This window comes from Streptomyces sp. NPDC045701 (assembly GCF_056432045.1).
Genome location: NZ_JBWKJV010000002.1, coordinates 372,756 through 387,841 on the forward strand (window position 1 = coordinate 372,756; position 15,086 = coordinate 387,841).

The 15,086-nt window shown below is 73.7% G+C and carries 12 protein-coding genes, 1 tRNA gene and 1 pseudogene; 9 read left to right on the forward strand and 5 right to left on the reverse strand.

Annotated features, from left to right (window positions below; genetic code table 11):
- Nucleotides 1–169 precede the first annotated feature (169 nt).
- The 5 genes and pseudogenes from AC07DW_RS03845 to AC07DW_RS03865 all read left to right on the forward strand — a co-directional run.
- Nucleotides 170–718 (forward strand): annotated as a pseudogene (locus tag AC07DW_RS03845) (M23 family metallopeptidase); the annotation flags it as partial.
- Nucleotides 719–1,016: 298 nt separating this feature from the next.
- Nucleotides 1,017–1,946 carry a hypothetical protein gene (locus AC07DW_RS03850; RefSeq protein ID WP_478856000.1) on the forward strand — a complete coding sequence of 310 codons (930 nt, stop codon included), beginning with the start codon at nt 1,017–1,019 and terminating at the stop codon, nt 1,944–1,946.
- A 94-nt stretch (nt 1,947–2,040) separates the two neighbouring features.
- A complete protein-coding gene (locus tag AC07DW_RS03855) occupies nt 2,041–2,463 on the forward strand; it encodes a hypothetical protein (protein WP_478856001.1) in 423 nt (140 codons plus the stop codon).
- A 194-nt stretch (nt 2,464–2,657) separates the two neighbouring features.
- Nucleotides 2,658–3,320: a bifunctional DNA primase/polymerase gene (locus AC07DW_RS03860; RefSeq protein ID WP_478856002.1), complete on the forward strand. Its 663-nt coding sequence runs from the start codon at nt 2,658–2,660 to the stop codon at nt 3,318–3,320.
- Nucleotides 3,311–3,384, forward strand: a tRNA-Lys gene (locus AC07DW_RS03865). Before AC07DW_RS03860 ends, AC07DW_RS03865 begins: the two co-directional genes overlap by 10 nt.
- 68 nt (nt 3,385–3,452) lie before the next feature.
- On the opposite strand, the gene AC07DW_RS03870 is transcribed toward AC07DW_RS03865, so the two are convergent.
- Nucleotides 3,453–4,694 carry a M6 family metalloprotease domain-containing protein gene (locus AC07DW_RS03870; RefSeq protein WP_478856003.1) on the reverse strand — a complete coding sequence of 414 codons (1,242 nt, stop codon included), beginning with the start codon at nt 4,692–4,694 and terminating at the stop codon, nt 3,453–3,455.
- A gap of 342 nt (nt 4,695–5,036) precedes the next feature.
- On the opposite strand from AC07DW_RS03870, the gene AC07DW_RS03875 reads away from it, so the two are divergent.
- Nucleotides 5,037–6,902 (forward strand): putative bifunctional diguanylate cyclase/phosphodiesterase, encoded by a 1,866-nt coding sequence (locus AC07DW_RS03875; RefSeq protein ID WP_478856004.1) that lies wholly within the window; start codon nt 5,037–5,039, stop codon nt 6,900–6,902.
- Here AC07DW_RS03875 and AC07DW_RS03880 read toward each other — a convergent pair.
- The gene (locus AC07DW_RS03880) at nt 6,889–7,809 is read right to left on the reverse strand and encodes a LysR family transcriptional regulator (protein ID WP_478856005.1); all 921 of its coding nucleotides are present in this window, start codon (nt 7,807–7,809) and stop codon (nt 6,889–6,891) included. The two genes, AC07DW_RS03875 and AC07DW_RS03880, sit on opposite strands and share 14 nt — an antisense overlap.
- Nucleotides 7,810–7,901: 92 nt before the next feature.
- Here AC07DW_RS03880 and AC07DW_RS03885 point away from each other — a divergent pair, with 92 nt between their 5' ends.
- Complete coding sequence (locus AC07DW_RS03885; RefSeq protein ID WP_478856006.1) at nt 7,902–8,306, forward strand: nuclear transport factor 2 family protein; 405 nt, start codon at nt 7,902–7,904, stop codon at nt 8,304–8,306.
- A gap of 121 nt (nt 8,307–8,427) precedes the next feature.
- On the opposite strand, the gene AC07DW_RS03890 is transcribed toward AC07DW_RS03885, so the two are convergent.
- The 3 genes from AC07DW_RS03890 to AC07DW_RS03900 all read right to left on the reverse strand — a co-directional run bounded on the left by AC07DW_RS03890 (nt 8,428) and on the right by AC07DW_RS03900 (nt 12,291).
- The gene (locus AC07DW_RS03890; RefSeq protein ID WP_478856007.1) at nt 8,428–10,125 is read right to left on the reverse strand and encodes a glycosyl hydrolase family 18 protein; all 1,698 of its coding nucleotides are present in this window, start codon (nt 10,123–10,125) and stop codon (nt 8,428–8,430) included.
- Nucleotides 10,126–10,425: 300 nt separating this feature from the next.
- Nucleotides 10,426–11,499, reverse strand: a complete 1,074-nt coding sequence (locus AC07DW_RS03895; RefSeq protein ID WP_478856008.1) for an LLM class flavin-dependent oxidoreductase — start codon at nt 11,497–11,499, stop codon at nt 10,426–10,428.
- Between the two features lie 60 nt (nt 11,500–11,559).
- The gene (locus AC07DW_RS03900; protein ID WP_478856009.1) at nt 11,560–12,291 is read right to left on the reverse strand and encodes a maleate cis-trans isomerase family protein; all 732 of its coding nucleotides are present in this window, start codon (nt 12,289–12,291) and stop codon (nt 11,560–11,562) included.
- Between the two features lie 323 nt (nt 12,292–12,614).
- Between AC07DW_RS03900 and AC07DW_RS03905 the strand changes: the two genes are divergently transcribed.
- Together AC07DW_RS03905 and AC07DW_RS03910 are read left to right on the forward strand one after the other, a co-directional pair.
- A complete protein-coding gene (locus tag AC07DW_RS03905; protein ID WP_478856010.1) occupies nt 12,615–13,565 on the forward strand; it encodes a D-2-hydroxyacid dehydrogenase in 951 nt (316 codons plus the stop codon).
- Nucleotides 13,558–14,955 (forward strand): amidase, encoded by a 1,398-nt coding sequence (locus AC07DW_RS03910; protein ID WP_478856011.1) that lies wholly within the window; start codon nt 13,558–13,560, stop codon nt 14,953–14,955. Before AC07DW_RS03905 ends, AC07DW_RS03910 begins: the two co-directional genes overlap by 8 nt.
- The last annotated feature ends 131 nt before the right edge of the window (nt 14,956–15,086 follow it).

Genomic DNA, 15,086 nt, shown 5'->3' on the forward strand with positions numbered 1-15,086 from the left:
CCGGGTGCCGGGGGCCACCGCCGCCCGCATACGTTCCGTGCCGCCGGCAGGGGACGGCGCCGGGCGAAGCGGCCCGGCGGCCGCGCCGGACGGCGCTCCACCGCCGAACCAGCAACCCGGCCCAGGGATCACCGGGCCCGCGTCAGGGACCACAGGGAAGGAAGCACTCGTGCGTCTTGGTCTGTCCGGCTTCAAACCGCGCGTCGGCCTCGCGGCCGCCGCCGCTCTGTTCCTGCCCCTCGTGGCGGCGTCCCCCGGGCACGCGGCACCGGCGCCGACCGCCACGGTGGCGGCGCCCGCCGCGTCCGCGGCCTCCTTCGCGGCCTCGTGCCCGGCCGCCGGCACCGTCAGCCAGTGGTACAGCTCCACCCACGACGGTGTCGACATCGCCAACGCCCTCGGCACGCCCATTTACGCCGTCGGGTCCGGCGAGGTGATCGCCTCCGGCCCCGCGAGCGGGTACGGCCAGTGGATCCGCATCCTGCACTCCGACGGGACGGTGACCGAGTACGGCCACATGTACCACCGTGACGTCTCCGTGGGGCAGCAGGTCACGGCGGGCCAGCGCATCGCGCTGATGGGCAGCGAGGGCGAGTCGTCGGGGCCCCACCTGCACCTGCGGGTCCGGGTCGGCACCTCCACCACGGTCCGGGGCATCGACCCGGTGCCCTACCTCCGGGACCGGGGCGTGTCCCTGCCGTGCACGCCGGGCGGCGGCGGGACGAGGACGACGGTGACGGCGTGGGCGGAGGCGAACGTGCGGTCCTGCGCGTCGACCGGCTGCGCCGCCGTCAGCAAGGTCTTCCCGAACCAGTCGTACCCCGCGAACTGCTGGAAGACCGGCCAGACCGTCACCGCCGAGGGCTACACCAGCGACAAGTGGGTGGAACTCCCCCTGAACGCCGGCGGGGTCGGCTACGTCAGCGCCATCTACCTCAAGGGCGACGCGACCGGCGGCGTCACCCGCCAGTGCTGACACCCCGGAACAGACGGGCGGAGAGGACACGGGAAGCGCGATGGCGATCAGAGGACTGAGGTGGCTGCTGGCCGCCGTGCTGGGCGCGGGCCTGCTGACCGCGGCCGCCCTGACCGTGGCGGCCCAGGGCTCCCCCGCCGGCCACTCGGCGGCGGGGAAGCCGGCGGCGGCCCCGGCCGCGCCACCGAGCCCCACCACCGGGGAGAAGGACCTCCTGCACCGGGCCGAGCAGCTGCTGATCCGGGACTGCATGGCCGGACAGGGCTTCCGCTACTGGCCGGCGCCCCGGCTGCCCTCGCCGGAGTACCGCGAGTTCCCCTATGTGGTGGACGACGAGGCGTGGGCCGCCGAGCACGGCTACGGCCGGGAGTTCGAACAGGGCCAGGACCGGCGCTGGAGGAACGGCGAGGCGGAGCGGTACCTGGACGGCCTCTCGGCAGCCCGCAGGACGGCGTACACCGCGGCCCTCTTCGGGCCGAGCGCGGACCGGACGCCGCTCAGGGCGGAGGTCGCCATGGGCGGCACCTTCACCCAGAGCGACCAGGGCTGCACCGCGGGCGCCTGGCGGCGCCTCTACGGCGACGTGCACGCCTGGTACCGCTCGTACCAGATGGTGAACAGCCTGCCCGGCATACGGGTGGGCCGGGTCGCGGAGGAGCCGGAGTTCCAGGCCGGCCTCGCGGCGTGGCGGAGCTGCATGAAGAAGAGCGGCCACCCCGCCGAGAACCCCCCGGAACTGCGCCGGGTCCGGCTGCTCGACACCGGCCCCGGGGCCCGGGCGGCGGACGTCGCGGCGGCCACGGCGGAGGCCCGGTGCGCCCGCACCAGCGGGCTCGCGGCCACCGCCGCGCGGCTCGACGAGCACCACAAGGACGTCCTGTACGGCGAGCACCGCTCCGCGTTCGACACGGCGCGGCGCATGCAGCGGGACGCCCTGCCCACAGCTCGCGATGTGGCCGGCCGGGGCTGACATCGCGTTCCGCACCACACACCGGCAGGGCCGGGCAGACCGCCCGGCCCCACTCCGAATCGGCATACGCCGGACGAAGGGACACCACCCCACCATGGCTAAGATCCGCACCGCTCTCCTCGGCGCCGCCATGGCCGCCACCGCCATCCTCGCCTCGCCCGGCATCGCCCAGGCCGACGGCGGCTGCAACGCCGGCGAGTTCTGCGCCTACTCCGACGAGCACGGCCAGACCTACCGCAACCAGAACAGCAGCCCCAACTGGCCGGACACCATCCAGAACAAGGTCGACTGGGTGCAGAACCTGGGCACCAGCGGCTCCCCGGCCCAGGTGAACATCTACTACAACGAGAACTACGCGAGCGCGTACGCCTGCCTGGGCCAGGGCGCCCAGTGGAACCTGCGCGAGCGGACCCAGGTGTTCTCGTGGACCGGTCAGTACTCCGCCGGCCACATGCGGGTGGTGCACGACGACGCCGCCTCGCACAAGTGGGTGTGGAGCTGCGGCAACAACACGTGACCGATCCGGTCACCGCGAGGGCGCACCGGCTCGCCGGCGCGCCCTCCGGCGTCCCCGGGCCGGTAGCGGCGGCCTGCCCCCGGCCAGTCGTCGTGGCATATGCCGGGCGGCAAGATACTCCTTCCCGCCCTACCGTGTCCCGATTTCCCGCAACTCCCCGGAGCGGGCCGGTCACCGGCGGTAGACACGGTGGTATGAGTACCTGGCTGCGAGACGAGACCCCCCTGAGCCCGGCCCACGGCGTCACCGACGAGAGCCGCTCGGACATCTTCCGCTTCCTGCGCGACGAGGGACGTCATCACACCGCGCAGGTCACCTCGGACGGCGCGGACTGGCTGGTGGCGGCGGCCACCCATCCCCGTTCCACGCTGGCGCTGTGGGAGTCCAGGCCCACCGCGCCGGCGGTGCTGCCGTGCGGCTCGGTCTTCGACGTGGTGAGCGTGGAGTCGGTCTTCGGGCGCCGCATGCTCGACCGGCTGTGGGACGAGGGCCCCGGCTCCGGCCCCGTCGCCGTGCACCGCGGACGGCTGCTGCTGTTCACGGCCCCGGGCACCGCCCACCGGCTGCCGTCCCTGCTGCGCTGGGAGGAGTGGGGCCAGGCGGTGCCGCCCCTGCTCTGCCACGGCACCGGGGACGCCATCACGGTGCCGCCACTGACGGCGGGGGGCGCGGACGGCGGCGCGCCGCGCTGGCTCGTGGCGCCGGACACCCGGCACCCCTGGCTGCCGGGGCCCGAGGTGGTCCTGTGGGCCTGCGTGCGGGCGGCTCGCGCGGGGACGGCCTCGGACGTGAAGGTTTCGATTTTTCCTCCCGCCGATCAGGGTGCTAATGTCTACGACGTCAGCAGGCGCCGCTAGCTCAGTTGGTTAGAGCAGCTGACTCTTAATCAGCGGGTCCGGGGTTCGAGTCCCTGGCGGCGCACAGACGGGAAGAGCCCCTCGCGGAAGCGGGGGGCTTTTTCGTACGTCCGCACCCGGCGCCGCCCCGCGTCACGGCACGGTGACCCGCACCGTCCAGGTGCCGGTGCGGGTCCGGTCGGCGACCTCGACCCGGACGTTCTCCCCCGGCACCGTGAAGGTCTCCCCCACGCCCAGGGGCGCGTCCGCCAGGGGCGGGTAGACCGACCGGTCCCAGCAGGCCTCGGTCGACGGGTGGGTGTCGATCACCTCGACGGGGCCGGCGCCCGACACCGCGTCCGTACGCACCCGGTAGATCAGCACGCCCTCGGTGCAGGTGCCGTGGTCGTTGCCGGCCGCCCCGCGCGCCTCGACGGCCAGCGCGCTGTTGCCGCCGGTCCTGACGACCGCCAGGCGGGTGCCGACCGAGGCGCCGCGTTCCGGCGGCGCCGCCAGCGGCTCCAGGGTGAAGCGGCTGCCGTCCGGCTCGTCCACGCAGCGCACCTGGCGCCCGTCCAGCCAGCCCAGCTTCCACTTGTGCCAGCCGAAGAGCTCCGGCGCGAGGGCGAACTGGCTGCCCATGACGTCCCAGTCACCCACATGGGTGTCCCAGTCGCCCTTGCCGTCCGTGGGCCGGCGGTACAGGTCGGGCAGGTCGAAGACGTGCCCGGTCTCGTGGGCGAGGACGTTGCGGTCCGGGGGGTGCCGCTCGAAGACGGTGACCACGCGCTTGATCGGCGCGCCGTCGGCGTACAGCGGGGTGTCGAAGTTGACGACCTTGGTCGCGTCGGAGTCCACGCCCGGCGCGTCGGGGTCGGCGACCAGGTAGACGATGTCGTACCGCGAGAAGTCGACCACCGGGTCGGCCGCCGCGAGCGCGTCGCGGAGGTAGGCGGCGCGCCGCTCGGGCGCCCAGTCGCGCCGTATGGCGTACGAGGTGGAGGGGTGCGGCATCCGGATCCACTCGCGGCGCGGGTGCGGACGCAGGGTGAACTTCCCGTAGGAGGCGCGCCGGAAGAAGTGGCTGGTGGCGGGGAAGTAGTCGGCGGCGAGCGCCTCCGGGTGGGTCAGCGGCCGGGAGTCGGGGAACGACAGGAAGACCATGAGGGCGTCGAGCTCGCGGACGGGCCGCGGATAGGCCGCGTTCCAGGTGTCCAGCCCGAGCGAATGATGGGCGTCGGTACGCGGCAGGGCGCACGGACCCGCCGCGGGGGCGGCGCTCGCGGGGCCGGCGACGAGGCCGGTGGCGGCGAGCGAGCAGAGAGCGAAGAGGCCCGCGGCGGTGGAACGCAGGCGGCGGCGTTCCACTCCGTCGGGTGTCTGCTGACCCTCCACGTCGACCTCCGGTGCGACTTACAGGACGTCACACCACCCTGTGATGGTTTGTGGTGTTACGCCCTGTTCCGCTGCCCCACATGGGTGAGCGACCGACGCGCCGCGACGGTCCGGGAAGTTCACCGACAGTCACATCCGGTCACGGCGGTACCGGCCCCCGCCACACCCGTGCAGAAACGATCGGCCGCCCACGGACGGCGGATTACTCACACCAACCCCATGCGTCTCACGCGGCGTCGGCGCTGGAACGGCCGCCGCGAGAGCCTCTATGATCGGCACACTTTCCTGGCCGACCCATCCCGACCACATCTGTGCGTCACAACTGCCTTGCGGGAGCGAGCCGTGAACGGAACCTCCGAAGGACCGGGAGCTGCGGCAGTCTCGACGACCGGAACCGCCCCACGGCCGGTCACAGAGAGTAATGAAACTGTCGGTGAGCCGCGCCCCCGGGCCGTCGTCGCCCGCGTCCGGGCGAAACCGCCCGCCGGGCATGCCGCGCAGACCCTGGACGACTACCGCGCCGCCTTCAACGCCGCCCACATCGCCATGGCGGTCGTGGACGCCGAGGGGCTCGTGGTGACCGCGAACGAAGCCCTCGCCGCGCTGCTCGGCACCGACACCGCGTCGCTCCGCGAGCAGGCCGCCGCCGACCTCGTGGACCTGGCGTCCGACAGCCGCACCTGGCACGCGTACCGCGAGGTGCTGGGCGGCCGCCGATCCCGGTTCCGCTGCACGCGCCGGATCAAGCACCCCGACGGGCGCTCGCTGTGGGCCGAGGTGACCGTCGCGCCGGTCACGTCCGGCCGGGGCGTCCTGCTGTCGATCGCGGACATCAGCGACCGGCGCCAGCTCCAGGCGCGGCTGCGGCACCTCCAGATGCACGACCCGGTGACCCGGCTCCCCAACCGCACCCTGTTCTTCGAGCGGCTGACCTCGGCGCTGGAGAACTCCTCGTACGACGACGGCGGTACCGGCCGCATCGGCCTGTGCTACCTGGACCTCGACGGGTTCAAGGCGGTCAACGACACCCTCGGCCACCGCGTCGGCGACCGGCTGCTGGCGGCCGTGGCGACCCGGCTCACCGAGTGCGCCGACGGCGACGGCCACACCCGGGGCGGCGGCCACCTCGTGGCCCGGCTCGGCGGGGACGAGTTCGCCGTCCTGATCGAGGACTCCACCGGTACGGAGCAGCTCGCCGACCTCGCCCGGTCCGTCCTCACCGCCGTGCAGCGGCCGTTCGACCTGGCGGGGCAGCGGCTGTCGGTCTCGGCATCCATCGGCGTGGTCGAGCGGGCCGCCGCCGGCACCACCGTCAACGGGCTGATGCAGGCCGCCGACACCACGCTGTACTGGGCCAAGGCCGACGGGAAGGCCCGCTGGACGCTGTTCGACCCGGAGCGCAACGCGCACCGGATGACGCGGCAGTCGCTCTCCTCCACCCTGCGCCCGGCCGTCGAGCGGGGCGAGTTCGCGCTGGAGTACCAGCCGCTGGTGGAGATGGTGGACGGGACCGTACGGGGCGTGGAGGCGCTGGTCCGCTGGAACCACCCGCAGTTCGGGCCGCTGGCGCCGAATCGGTTCATCGGAATCGCCGAAGAGGACGGGTCGATCGTCCAGCTCGGCCGCTGGGTGCTGCGCACGGCCTGCCGGCAGGCCCGGCAGTGGCAGCTGGACCACCCCGGTGAGCGTCCGCTGTTCGTGAGCGTCAACGTCGCGGTGCGCCAGGTGTGGGACTCCGACCTGGTCGCCGACGTGGCGGAGATCCTCGCCGAGACCGGGCTGGCCCCGCACCTGCTCCAGCTGGAGCTGACCGAGTCCGCGGTGATGGGCTCGGCCGGGCGGCCGTTGCAGGCCCTCCAGGCCCTGAGCGACATGGGCGTACGGATCGCCATCGACGATTTCGGCACCGGCTACTCCAACCTCGCCTACCTCAGCCGCCTGCCCGTCTCGGTCCTCAAGCTGGACGGCTCCTTCGTCCGCGGGTTCCAGGACGAGGAGCACCCGAACCCGGCCGACGAGGTGATCGTGGAGGCGCTGGTGCAGCTGGCGCACCGGCTCGGGCTGACCGTCACCGCCGAGTGCGTGGAGACCTCCGGGCAGGCCGCCCGGCTGCGCCGCATCGGCTGCGACACGGGCCAGGGCTGGCTGTACTCCCGCGCGGTCACCGCGGAGCGCATCGCGGAGCTCATCGGCGTCAGCCCCGGCTGACCCGCCCGCCACTCCCGTCCCCGCTCACGATCAGCGCGCTGCGGACGAAGTCCCGTACGGCCGCCGGGACGTCGCCGTCGCGGCACCAGGCGACGCCGACCCGGCTGCCGCTCACCCCGCGCACCGGCCGGTAGACGACGTCGGGGCGCTGGTAGAAGCGGGCGGTGGCCTCCGGGGTGAGGCTGATGCCGTAGCCGTTCGCGATGGCGTTGAGCCACTCGTCCGGGGTGCTCGCCACCGCGCCGACGGTCACGGGGTGCCCGTCCCGCTCGTCGGAGCCCAGCCAGTACTCGCGCCACCAGCCGGAGGCCTCCGGCGCGGCGACGAACGGCTCGTCGAGGACGTCACGGAAGTCGATCACCTCCCGGCCCGCCAGCGGGTGGGTGACCGGCAGCGCGAGCCAGCGGTCCTCGGTGAGCAGCACCTCCACCCCCAGGTCGTCCTGCCCGGGGAAGGGCAGCCGCAGCAGCGCCACGTCCGCATCGCCGCCGGCCAGGCCGGCGGTCGGGTCCTCCCAGCTGGTCTGGAGCATCCGCACCCGCCAGCCGGGGCGGCGGCGGGCGAACTCCGCGATGATCTGCTGGGTCAGCTCGTTGGCGGCGGACGCCACGAACCCGACCCGCAGCACCCGCGCCGCCCGCTCGGCGGCCGCCGAGGTGGCGCGCTGCGCGTTGCCCCACGCCTCCAGTACGGCCGGCACGGCGGCGGCCAGCGCGGTACCCGCCTCGGTGAGCGCCATGCCGTTGCGCGAGCGCACGAACAGCTCCGTGCCGAGCTGCGCTTCGAGCTGCTTGACCTGCTTGGTCAGCGCGGGTTGGGAGATGAACAACCGTTCCGCGGCACGGGTGAGGTGGCCCTCCTCCGCGACGGCGGCGAAGTAGCGCAACAGCCGGGTGTCGACGTCCATGCCACAAGGTTATGGATCCAAGTATTGGACCGGCGGGGCAGGGCAACAGGAAGCTCAATGGCACAAGGAGCCGCTAGCCGGGAAGAGTTGAGATGAGCAACCCCAACATCGAGTTGATCAGGCGCTTCTGGGCCGGCTACGCCACCGGGGACCTGGAGGGTCTGCGCGCCACCGTCCTGGCGCCGGACGCGGTGTGGCACGTGCCGGGCAACCACCCGCTGGCCGGCTGTCACCACGGCCCGGAGGGGATCACCACGTATCTGGAGGGCCTGGCGACCGGCGACTTCACGGCCGACGTCTGGTACGCGGGGGCCGACGAGAAGCATGTGGTGGAGGTCCACCACTGTGTGAGCCACCGGGGGGACGGCAGCGACATCGCCATGGACTGGGTGCTGGTCTTCCGCATCGAGGAGGAGCGCATCGCCGAGATCCGCCACTTCCCCGCCGACCAGGCGGCCGTGGACGAGTTCTTCAACGTGCTGGTGGGCAACAGCTGAACGGCGGACGCCGCCGCCCCCTCGGGGGCGGCGGCGCTCAGGGAGTGTCCGGAAAGTATCGGCGTCCGCCCGAAGGGCGTCGCGGGCCGGGCGGGACCTTCCGGAGCCGGCCAAGGGCCGATCAGCAGGAACCGAGGTCCTGCCAGACGCCCCACTCACCGGTGGTGCCGGGCTCCTCGCCCTTCGTCCACCACTTGGCCTTCCAGGTGCGTCCCTTGTGGGAGACCCGGGCGCCACCGGTGTACTCCGCGGCCGGTGACCAGGCGGCGGCGGTGCATCCGGCCGGCGGGACGGTCGGGGTCGGCGTCGGGGTCGGCGTCGGGGTCGGCGTCGGGGTGGGGGTGGGGGTGGGAGTCGGCGTGGGCGTCGGGTCCGGGGTCGACGGCGAGGAGCCCACCGCGGCCACGATGTCGTTCAGCAGCGTGGTCCGCTCGTCCAGCCCGAGCAGCGAGTACATCATCGCGCCGGCCAGGCCCCGCTGGTGCGCGTAGTCCGCGCGGGCCTGGACGGCGCGCTTGTCCAGCCCGGTGAAGAACTCGCCGTCCTTGTAGAAGTACGCGGCCTTCGCCTCGTCGTCCCAGAAGGTGGTGGCCGCGTTGTCGACGATGCCGCCGAGCTCCTTGTAGTGCGCTATCCCGGCCTGCTGGCTGACCGGCCGGGCGGCGGAGGCGCCCGTCGCGGGCTGCGCCAGACCGTTCTTCGGGCCCGCCGGGACGCCCTTCCAGCCCCGGTAGTAGAACTCGTAGCCGAGGGTCAGCTTGTTCGCCGGGAAGCCGCCGGCGATCCCGTACGCGGGCTTTCCGTCGATCCAGGCGTCGATGGCGTTGTCGACCGAGTACTTCTCGGTGCCCGGCTTGACCGGGTCGGTCGGGTCGCCGGCGCCGGAGTACAGCGGCGACTGGTGGTACGCGGGCCCGTCGCCGTCCCAGGCGCCGTGCATGTCGTACGTCATGATGTTCGCGTAGTCGAGGTACGCGCCGATCTTGTCCGTCTCGATGTTCTTGATCTTGTCCTGCCCGGCCGGCAGGGCGGCGGTCAGCAGGTACTTCTTCCCGCCGTGCGCGGCGCCGTAGGCGTCGAGCTGCTTGCGGAACTCGGCGAGCAGCAGCGTGAAGTTCTGCTTGTCCTCGGGCCCGTAGTGGTTGCCGAGGTGCCCGTCGGGGGAACCCGGGTACTCCCAGTCGATGTCGATGCCGTCGAAGATCCCGGCAGCCGTGCCGGGCCCGCCGTAGCCGCCCTCGACCGGCAGGTCACCGGCGATGTACTGCTTGACGCACGAGGCCACGAACTTCTTGCGGCTCGCGTCCGTCCTGGCCGCGTCGTGGAAGTACTTGGAGTACGTCCACCCGCCCAGCGAGATGTTGATCCTGAGTTTCGGGTACTTCGCCTTCAGCTCCTTGAACTGGTTGAAGACGCCCACGATCGGCTGGTCCCACTTGTCGGCGACCCCGTCGACGCTGTCGGCCGCCGAGAAGGACCGCTGGTAGTCGGCGTACGAGTCGCCCGCGCCGTCACCGGCGTTCGGGTTGTTGTCGTCCCCGGCCGCCTTGTTGGCCTCGAAGCAGGTCAGTTCGGTCGGGTGGATGTTGCCGAACGAGTAGTTGATGACGTCCAGCTTGCCGGCGATCCCCCGGGTGTCCAGGTGCTTGGGGTAGAAGGCGTTCCCGTACACGCTCCACTGGTCGTAGTACGCGATCTTCACCCCGCCGGAGGAGGCGGCGGCGGTCTGTGCGGTGGCCGTGCCGCCGACGGCGGCCAGCGCCCCGGCGGCGAGCACCACGCTCGTGAGCGCGGCGATGAGGGGTTTGCGGTGGTGCACGTGCGGCCTCCGAGAGGGGTGTGCGGTACGGGAGTTGGAGAAGTGATAACCGCCGCATGAACACCGCGTCAATGGTCCGGACCAAACGAGGACTAGACCAATCCTCCGGCAAAACCGCTCGTCAGGCGGGTTCCCCACCCCGGGCCGCCCGCCCACCACACCCCTGACGAGCCGCTTAAGCCTGGCTTAGGGAGCTTGTGCGACCGTTCCCGAGCCGGAACCATCCGCACCCGGCGCCCACGCGGAAGGGCCGCCCCGGGAGCGGCCGGCGCCCACCGGAGGCGGCCCACCGCGCCGCCCCTACGCCGCGTCCGCCGGCAGGTCGTAGGCGTCCGCGATCAGCTCGTACGACCGCAGCCGCTCCTCCGCCCCGTGCGCGTTGGCCGTGATCATCAGCTCGTCGGCGCCCGTCCGCTTCCGGAGCGCGTCCAGACCGTCCCGGACCGCCTCCGGCGTACCGTGCACCACGTTCGCCAGCCAGCCGTCCACGAAGTCGCGTTCGACCGCGCTGAACTCGTACGCCTCCGCCTCCTCCGGCGTCGGGATCAGGCCGGGCCGGCCGGTGCGCAGCCGGACCATCGACAGCGCGCCCGTCAGCACCTGCCGCCGCGCCTCGCGCTCGTCGTCCGCCGCCAGCGCCGAGACGCCGATCAGCGTGTACGGCGCGTCCAGCACCGCCGAGGGCCGGAACGACTCGCGGTACAGGTCCAGCGCCGGGATGGTGTTGCGGGCCGAGAAGTGGTGGGCGAACGCGAACGGCAGCCCCAGCATCCCGGCGAGCCGCGCGCTGAAGCCCGACGAGCCGAGCAGCCACACCGGCGGCCGTCCCCTCGGCCCCTGCACCGGGCCGGGGACGGCGTGGATCCGCGCGTACGGGTGACCGTCGGGGAAGTCGTCGTCCAGGAAGCGGACGAGCTCGGCGAGCTGCTCCGGGAACTCGTCGGCGCCCTCGCTCAGCCGGTCGGTGCGGCGCAGCGCGGCGGCGGTGGCACCGTCGGTGCCGGGCGCCCGCCCCAGGCCGAGGTCGATCCGCCCCGGCGCCATCGCCTCCAGCGTGCCGAACTGCTCGGCGATGACGAGCGGCGCGTGGTTGGGCAGCATGACGCCGCCCGACCCGAGGCGGATGCGCGAGGTGTGGGCGGCGAGGTGCGCGAGGATCACGGCCGGCGACGACGAGGCGACCCCGGGCATCGAGTGGTGCTCGGCCACCCAGTGGCGGTGGTAGCCGCGCCGCTCGGCCAGCCGCGCGAGGGCGACGCTGGTAGCGAGGGCCTGGGTGGCGGTGCGGCCGCTGCCGACGGTGACCAGGTCCAGTACGGACAGGGGTACGGGCGCGGTTCCGATCGCCGTGCCTCGAATCGCGTCGTCGCTCACCGGTGGACCCTCCTGCGCGGGAAAATACGTACGACCCACTAACAGGAGGGGCTCTCCGTTTTATTCCGCCCACTCCTCCTTGCGCGCGAACAGCGCCCCCAGGTCCGCCGACCACGCCCCACGCCGCTCCGCCAGGCGCAGCCCCTCCCACACCGTCACCTGGTTGGCCGTGAGCACCGGCTTGCCCACCGCGGCCTCCAGCTCCGGCAGGCACCCCACCGTGTGCAGTGCCGTGTCGGGTACGAGGACGGCCTGCGCTCCGGGCCGGTCCGCCGCCCGCACCAGCTCCAGCACCCGCTCCGGCCCCCAGGTCGCGACCTCGGCCGCCGTGGCGGCCCCGCCGGCCCGCCACCCGACCACCTCGACACCGGCCGCCTCCAGGAAGCGGACGAACAGCTCCGTGACGTCCTCCGGGTACGTGGCCGCCACCGCCACCCGCGTGGCGCCCACCTCCCGCACCGCGTGGACGAAGCCGAACGAGGTGCTCGACGCCGGGAGCCCGGCCGCCACGGCGAGGGCCCGGATCTGCTCCTGGGCGCCCTCCCACCCGTACGCGAACGACCCGCCCGTGCTGGCCCACACCACCGACTCGGCGCCGGACAGGCGCAGCTCCTCCACCCCGGCCGAGAGCCGCTCCACCGATCCCCGCTCCAGCAGCGCCTCCGCCCGGAGCGCGTCGTCACCGGTGGCGGTGTGGACGATCGGCACGTTGACGCCCGTCAGCAGCGTCTCGATCCGGGGGTAGTCGTCCTCCGCGAAGTGACCGGGGTAGAGCAGTCCGACAGTCGTCATGTCACGCCCTCCTGGGGGTCGGGGGCCGCCTCGGCCCCGTTCATGAGCAGCGCCCGCTGCGGGCGGGCCCGGTGGCACCGGTCCGGGCTCCGGCGCCGGCCCGGTGCGGCGCCGCCCGCGTGGTGGCCGGGTCCGTCCGGCGGGGTGGCCCGCCCCGTCCCGGCTGCCCCCGCTCCCCCGGGATAGTCCTCCGGCGCCCGCACCGGCGGCAGGCCGGGTACGACGGCCCGCGGCGGTGTGCGCGGCGGCCGCCGGCCGGGCCCGTACCCGTCCGGCGGTGTCGTGTTGACGGCGGTGGACCGGGGTGCCACCGTGGTCGATCGATGCCGCCGCCGACTCTCCTCGTCCTCGAGGCCGACCCGCCGCCCCGCCTCGGCCGGCTGACCGGGCGGGTCCACGTCCGGTACGCCGACGAGAGCTCCCTCGCCGCCTCGCTGCCGTCCGCCGACGTCCTGCTGGTGTGGGACGTCACCTCGGACGCGGTCCGCGCGGCCTGGCCCGGCGACGGGCCGAGGCCGTCCTGGGTACACACGCCGAGCGCGGGGGTGGACCGGGTGCTCTGCCCCGGACTCGTCGCCTCGGACACGGTGGTGACGAACGCGCGGGGCGAGTTCGAGCAGCCGATCGCCGAGTACGTGGCGGGTCTGGTGCTGGCCATGGCGAAGGACCTGCCGGGCACGCTGGAGCTCCAGCGGGAGCGTCGCTGGCGGCACCGGGAGGGCCTGCCGGTGGCGGGCAGCCGGGCGGTGGTGGTCGGGGCCGGGCCGATCGGCCGGGCGGTCGCTACGACGCTGCGGGCACTGGGGGTGCGTACGGCGGTCGTGGGGCGGACGGCGCGTCCGCGTGTCCACGGCGCCGACGAGCTGGACCTGCTGCTCACACGGGCGGACTGGGTGGTGTGCGCGGCGCCGCTGACGGCGTCGACGCGGGGCATGTTCGACGCCCGGCGCTTCGGGCTGATGCAGCCCTCGGCGCGGTTCGTCAACGTCGGTCGCGCGCAGCTGGTGGTGGAGGACGACCTGGTGGCCGCGGTCGCCAAGCGGTGGATCGCGGGGGCGGCGCTGGACGTCTTCGCGGAGGAGCCGCTCGGCGAGGACAGCGCGCTGTGGGACGTACCCGGGCTGATCGTCTCGCCGCACATGAGCGGCGACACGGTGGGCCGGCTGGACCGGCTGGGGGCGCAGTTCGTGGAGATGTTCGAGCTGTGGGCGGCCGGCCGGCCGCTGCCGAACGTGGTCGACAAGGAACGTGGGTACGTACCCGTGCATGACTGAGCCGACGACGTTCCTCACGGACCTGTCCGCCCGCCAGCTCCTCGACGGTTACGCCCGGGACGACTTCTCGCCGGTGGACGCGGTGCGCGCGGCGCTGGCCCGGATCGAGGCGGTGGATCCGCTGGTCAACGCGTTCGTGCGGGTGGACGCGGAGGAGGCGCTGGCGGGCGCGGCGGCGTCGGCGGAGCGGTGGCGGCGCGGGGAGCCCGCGGGGCGGCTCGACGGGGTGCCGGTGACGGTCGAGGACCTGCTCCTCCAGGCGGGCGGGCCGACGCTGCGCGGCTCGCGGACGGTGCGGAGGGACGGCCCCTGGGACGAGGACGCGCCGCCGGTGGCCCGGATGCGGGAGGAGGGGGCGGTGTTCCTGGGCAAGACGACGACCCCGGAGTTCGGCTGGAAGGGCGTCACCGACTCGCCGTTGACGGGCGTCACCCGCAATCCGCACGACCCCTCACGGACGGCGGGCGGTTCCAGCGGCGGCAGCGCGGCGGCGGTGGCCCTGGGGGCGGGGGCGCTGTCGCTGGGGACGGACGGGGGCGGTTCGATCCGCATTCCGGCCTCGTTCTGCGGGGTCTTCGGGCTGAAGCCCACGTACGGGCGGGTGCCGGTCCACCCGGCGAGCCCGTTCGGCACGCTGTCGCACACCGGCCCGATGGCGCGGGACGCGGTGGACGCGGCGCTGCTGCTGGACGTGGTCAGCGGCGAGGACTGGCGGGACGGGTCGCACCTGGGCCCGGCGGGCCCGGTGTCCGCCACGCTCCAGGAGGGCGTGAAGGGGCTGCGGGTCGCGTACTCGGCGTCGTTCGGCGGTCAGGTGGCGGTGCACCCGGAGGTGGCGGCGCTGGTGCGGGGGGCGGTGGAGCGGCTGGCGGGTCTGGGCGCGTACGTGGAGGAGGCGGATCCGGACATCGCGGACCCGGTGGACGCCTTCCACACCCTGTGGTTCAGCGGCGCGGCACGGCTGGTGCAGCGCCTGGGACGGGAGCGGCGGGACCTGCTGGACCCGGGCCTGCGGGAGGTCGCCGGGCGGGGGGCGCGGTACAGCGCGCTGGAGTACCTGGCGGCGGTGGACGCGCGGACGGCGCTGGGTCACCGGATGGGCCGGTTCCACTCCTCGTACGACGTGCTGGTGACGCCCACGCTGCCGCTGACCGCGTTCGACGCGGGCGTCGAGGCGCCGGACGGGGCGCGGCGCTGGACCTCGTGGACGCCGTTCACGTACCCCTTCAACCTGACGCGGCAGCCGGCGGCGTCGGTCCCGGTCGGGGTCGACGGCGACGGGATGCCGGTCGGGCTCCAGTTCGTCGCCGCCCGCCACCGGGACGACCTGGTGCTGCGGGCGGCGCACGCGTTGTACGAGTGCGGCGCGGCGGGCGCCCCGCGGCCATGACCGGGGCCCGTCGCGGCCCGCCCCGGACAGCGGCGCGGACATGAGTCGCACAGCTCGGTGCCTCGCCACCGGGAAGGTGATCGGGTCCTGGATGCTCCGACCTTCCCCTACCGGCCGGAAGTTTGCCGGTG

Excerpts from the sequence above, each read along its gene's own strand:
- AC07DW_RS03900 (WP_478856009.1), bottom strand. The coding sequence starts at position 12,291 with ATGACGACTGTCGGACTGCTCTACCCCGGTCACTTCGCGGAGGACGAC.
- AC07DW_RS03910 (WP_478856011.1), top strand. The coding sequence starts at position 13,558 with ATGACTGAGCCGACGACGTTCCTCACGGACCTGTCCGCCCGCCAGCTC.
- AC07DW_RS03855 (WP_478856001.1), top strand. The coding sequence starts at position 2,041 with ATGGCTAAGATCCGCACCGCTCTCCTCGGCGCCGCCATGGCCGCCACC.
- AC07DW_RS03885 (WP_478856006.1), top strand. The coding sequence starts at position 7,902 with ATGAGCAACCCCAACATCGAGTTGATCAGGCGCTTCTGGGCCGGCTAC.
- AC07DW_RS03880 (WP_478856005.1), bottom strand. The coding sequence starts at position 7,809 with ATGGACGTCGACACCCGGCTGTTGCGCTACTTCGCCGCCGTCGCGGAG.
- AC07DW_RS03850 (WP_478856000.1), top strand. The coding sequence starts at position 1,017 with ATGGCGATCAGAGGACTGAGGTGGCTGCTGGCCGCCGTGCTGGGCGCG.
- AC07DW_RS03905 (WP_478856010.1), top strand. The coding sequence starts at position 12,615 with ATGCCGCCGCCGACTCTCCTCGTCCTCGAGGCCGACCCGCCGCCCCGC.
- AC07DW_RS03860 (WP_478856002.1), top strand. The coding sequence starts at position 2,658 with ATGAGTACCTGGCTGCGAGACGAGACCCCCCTGAGCCCGGCCCACGGC.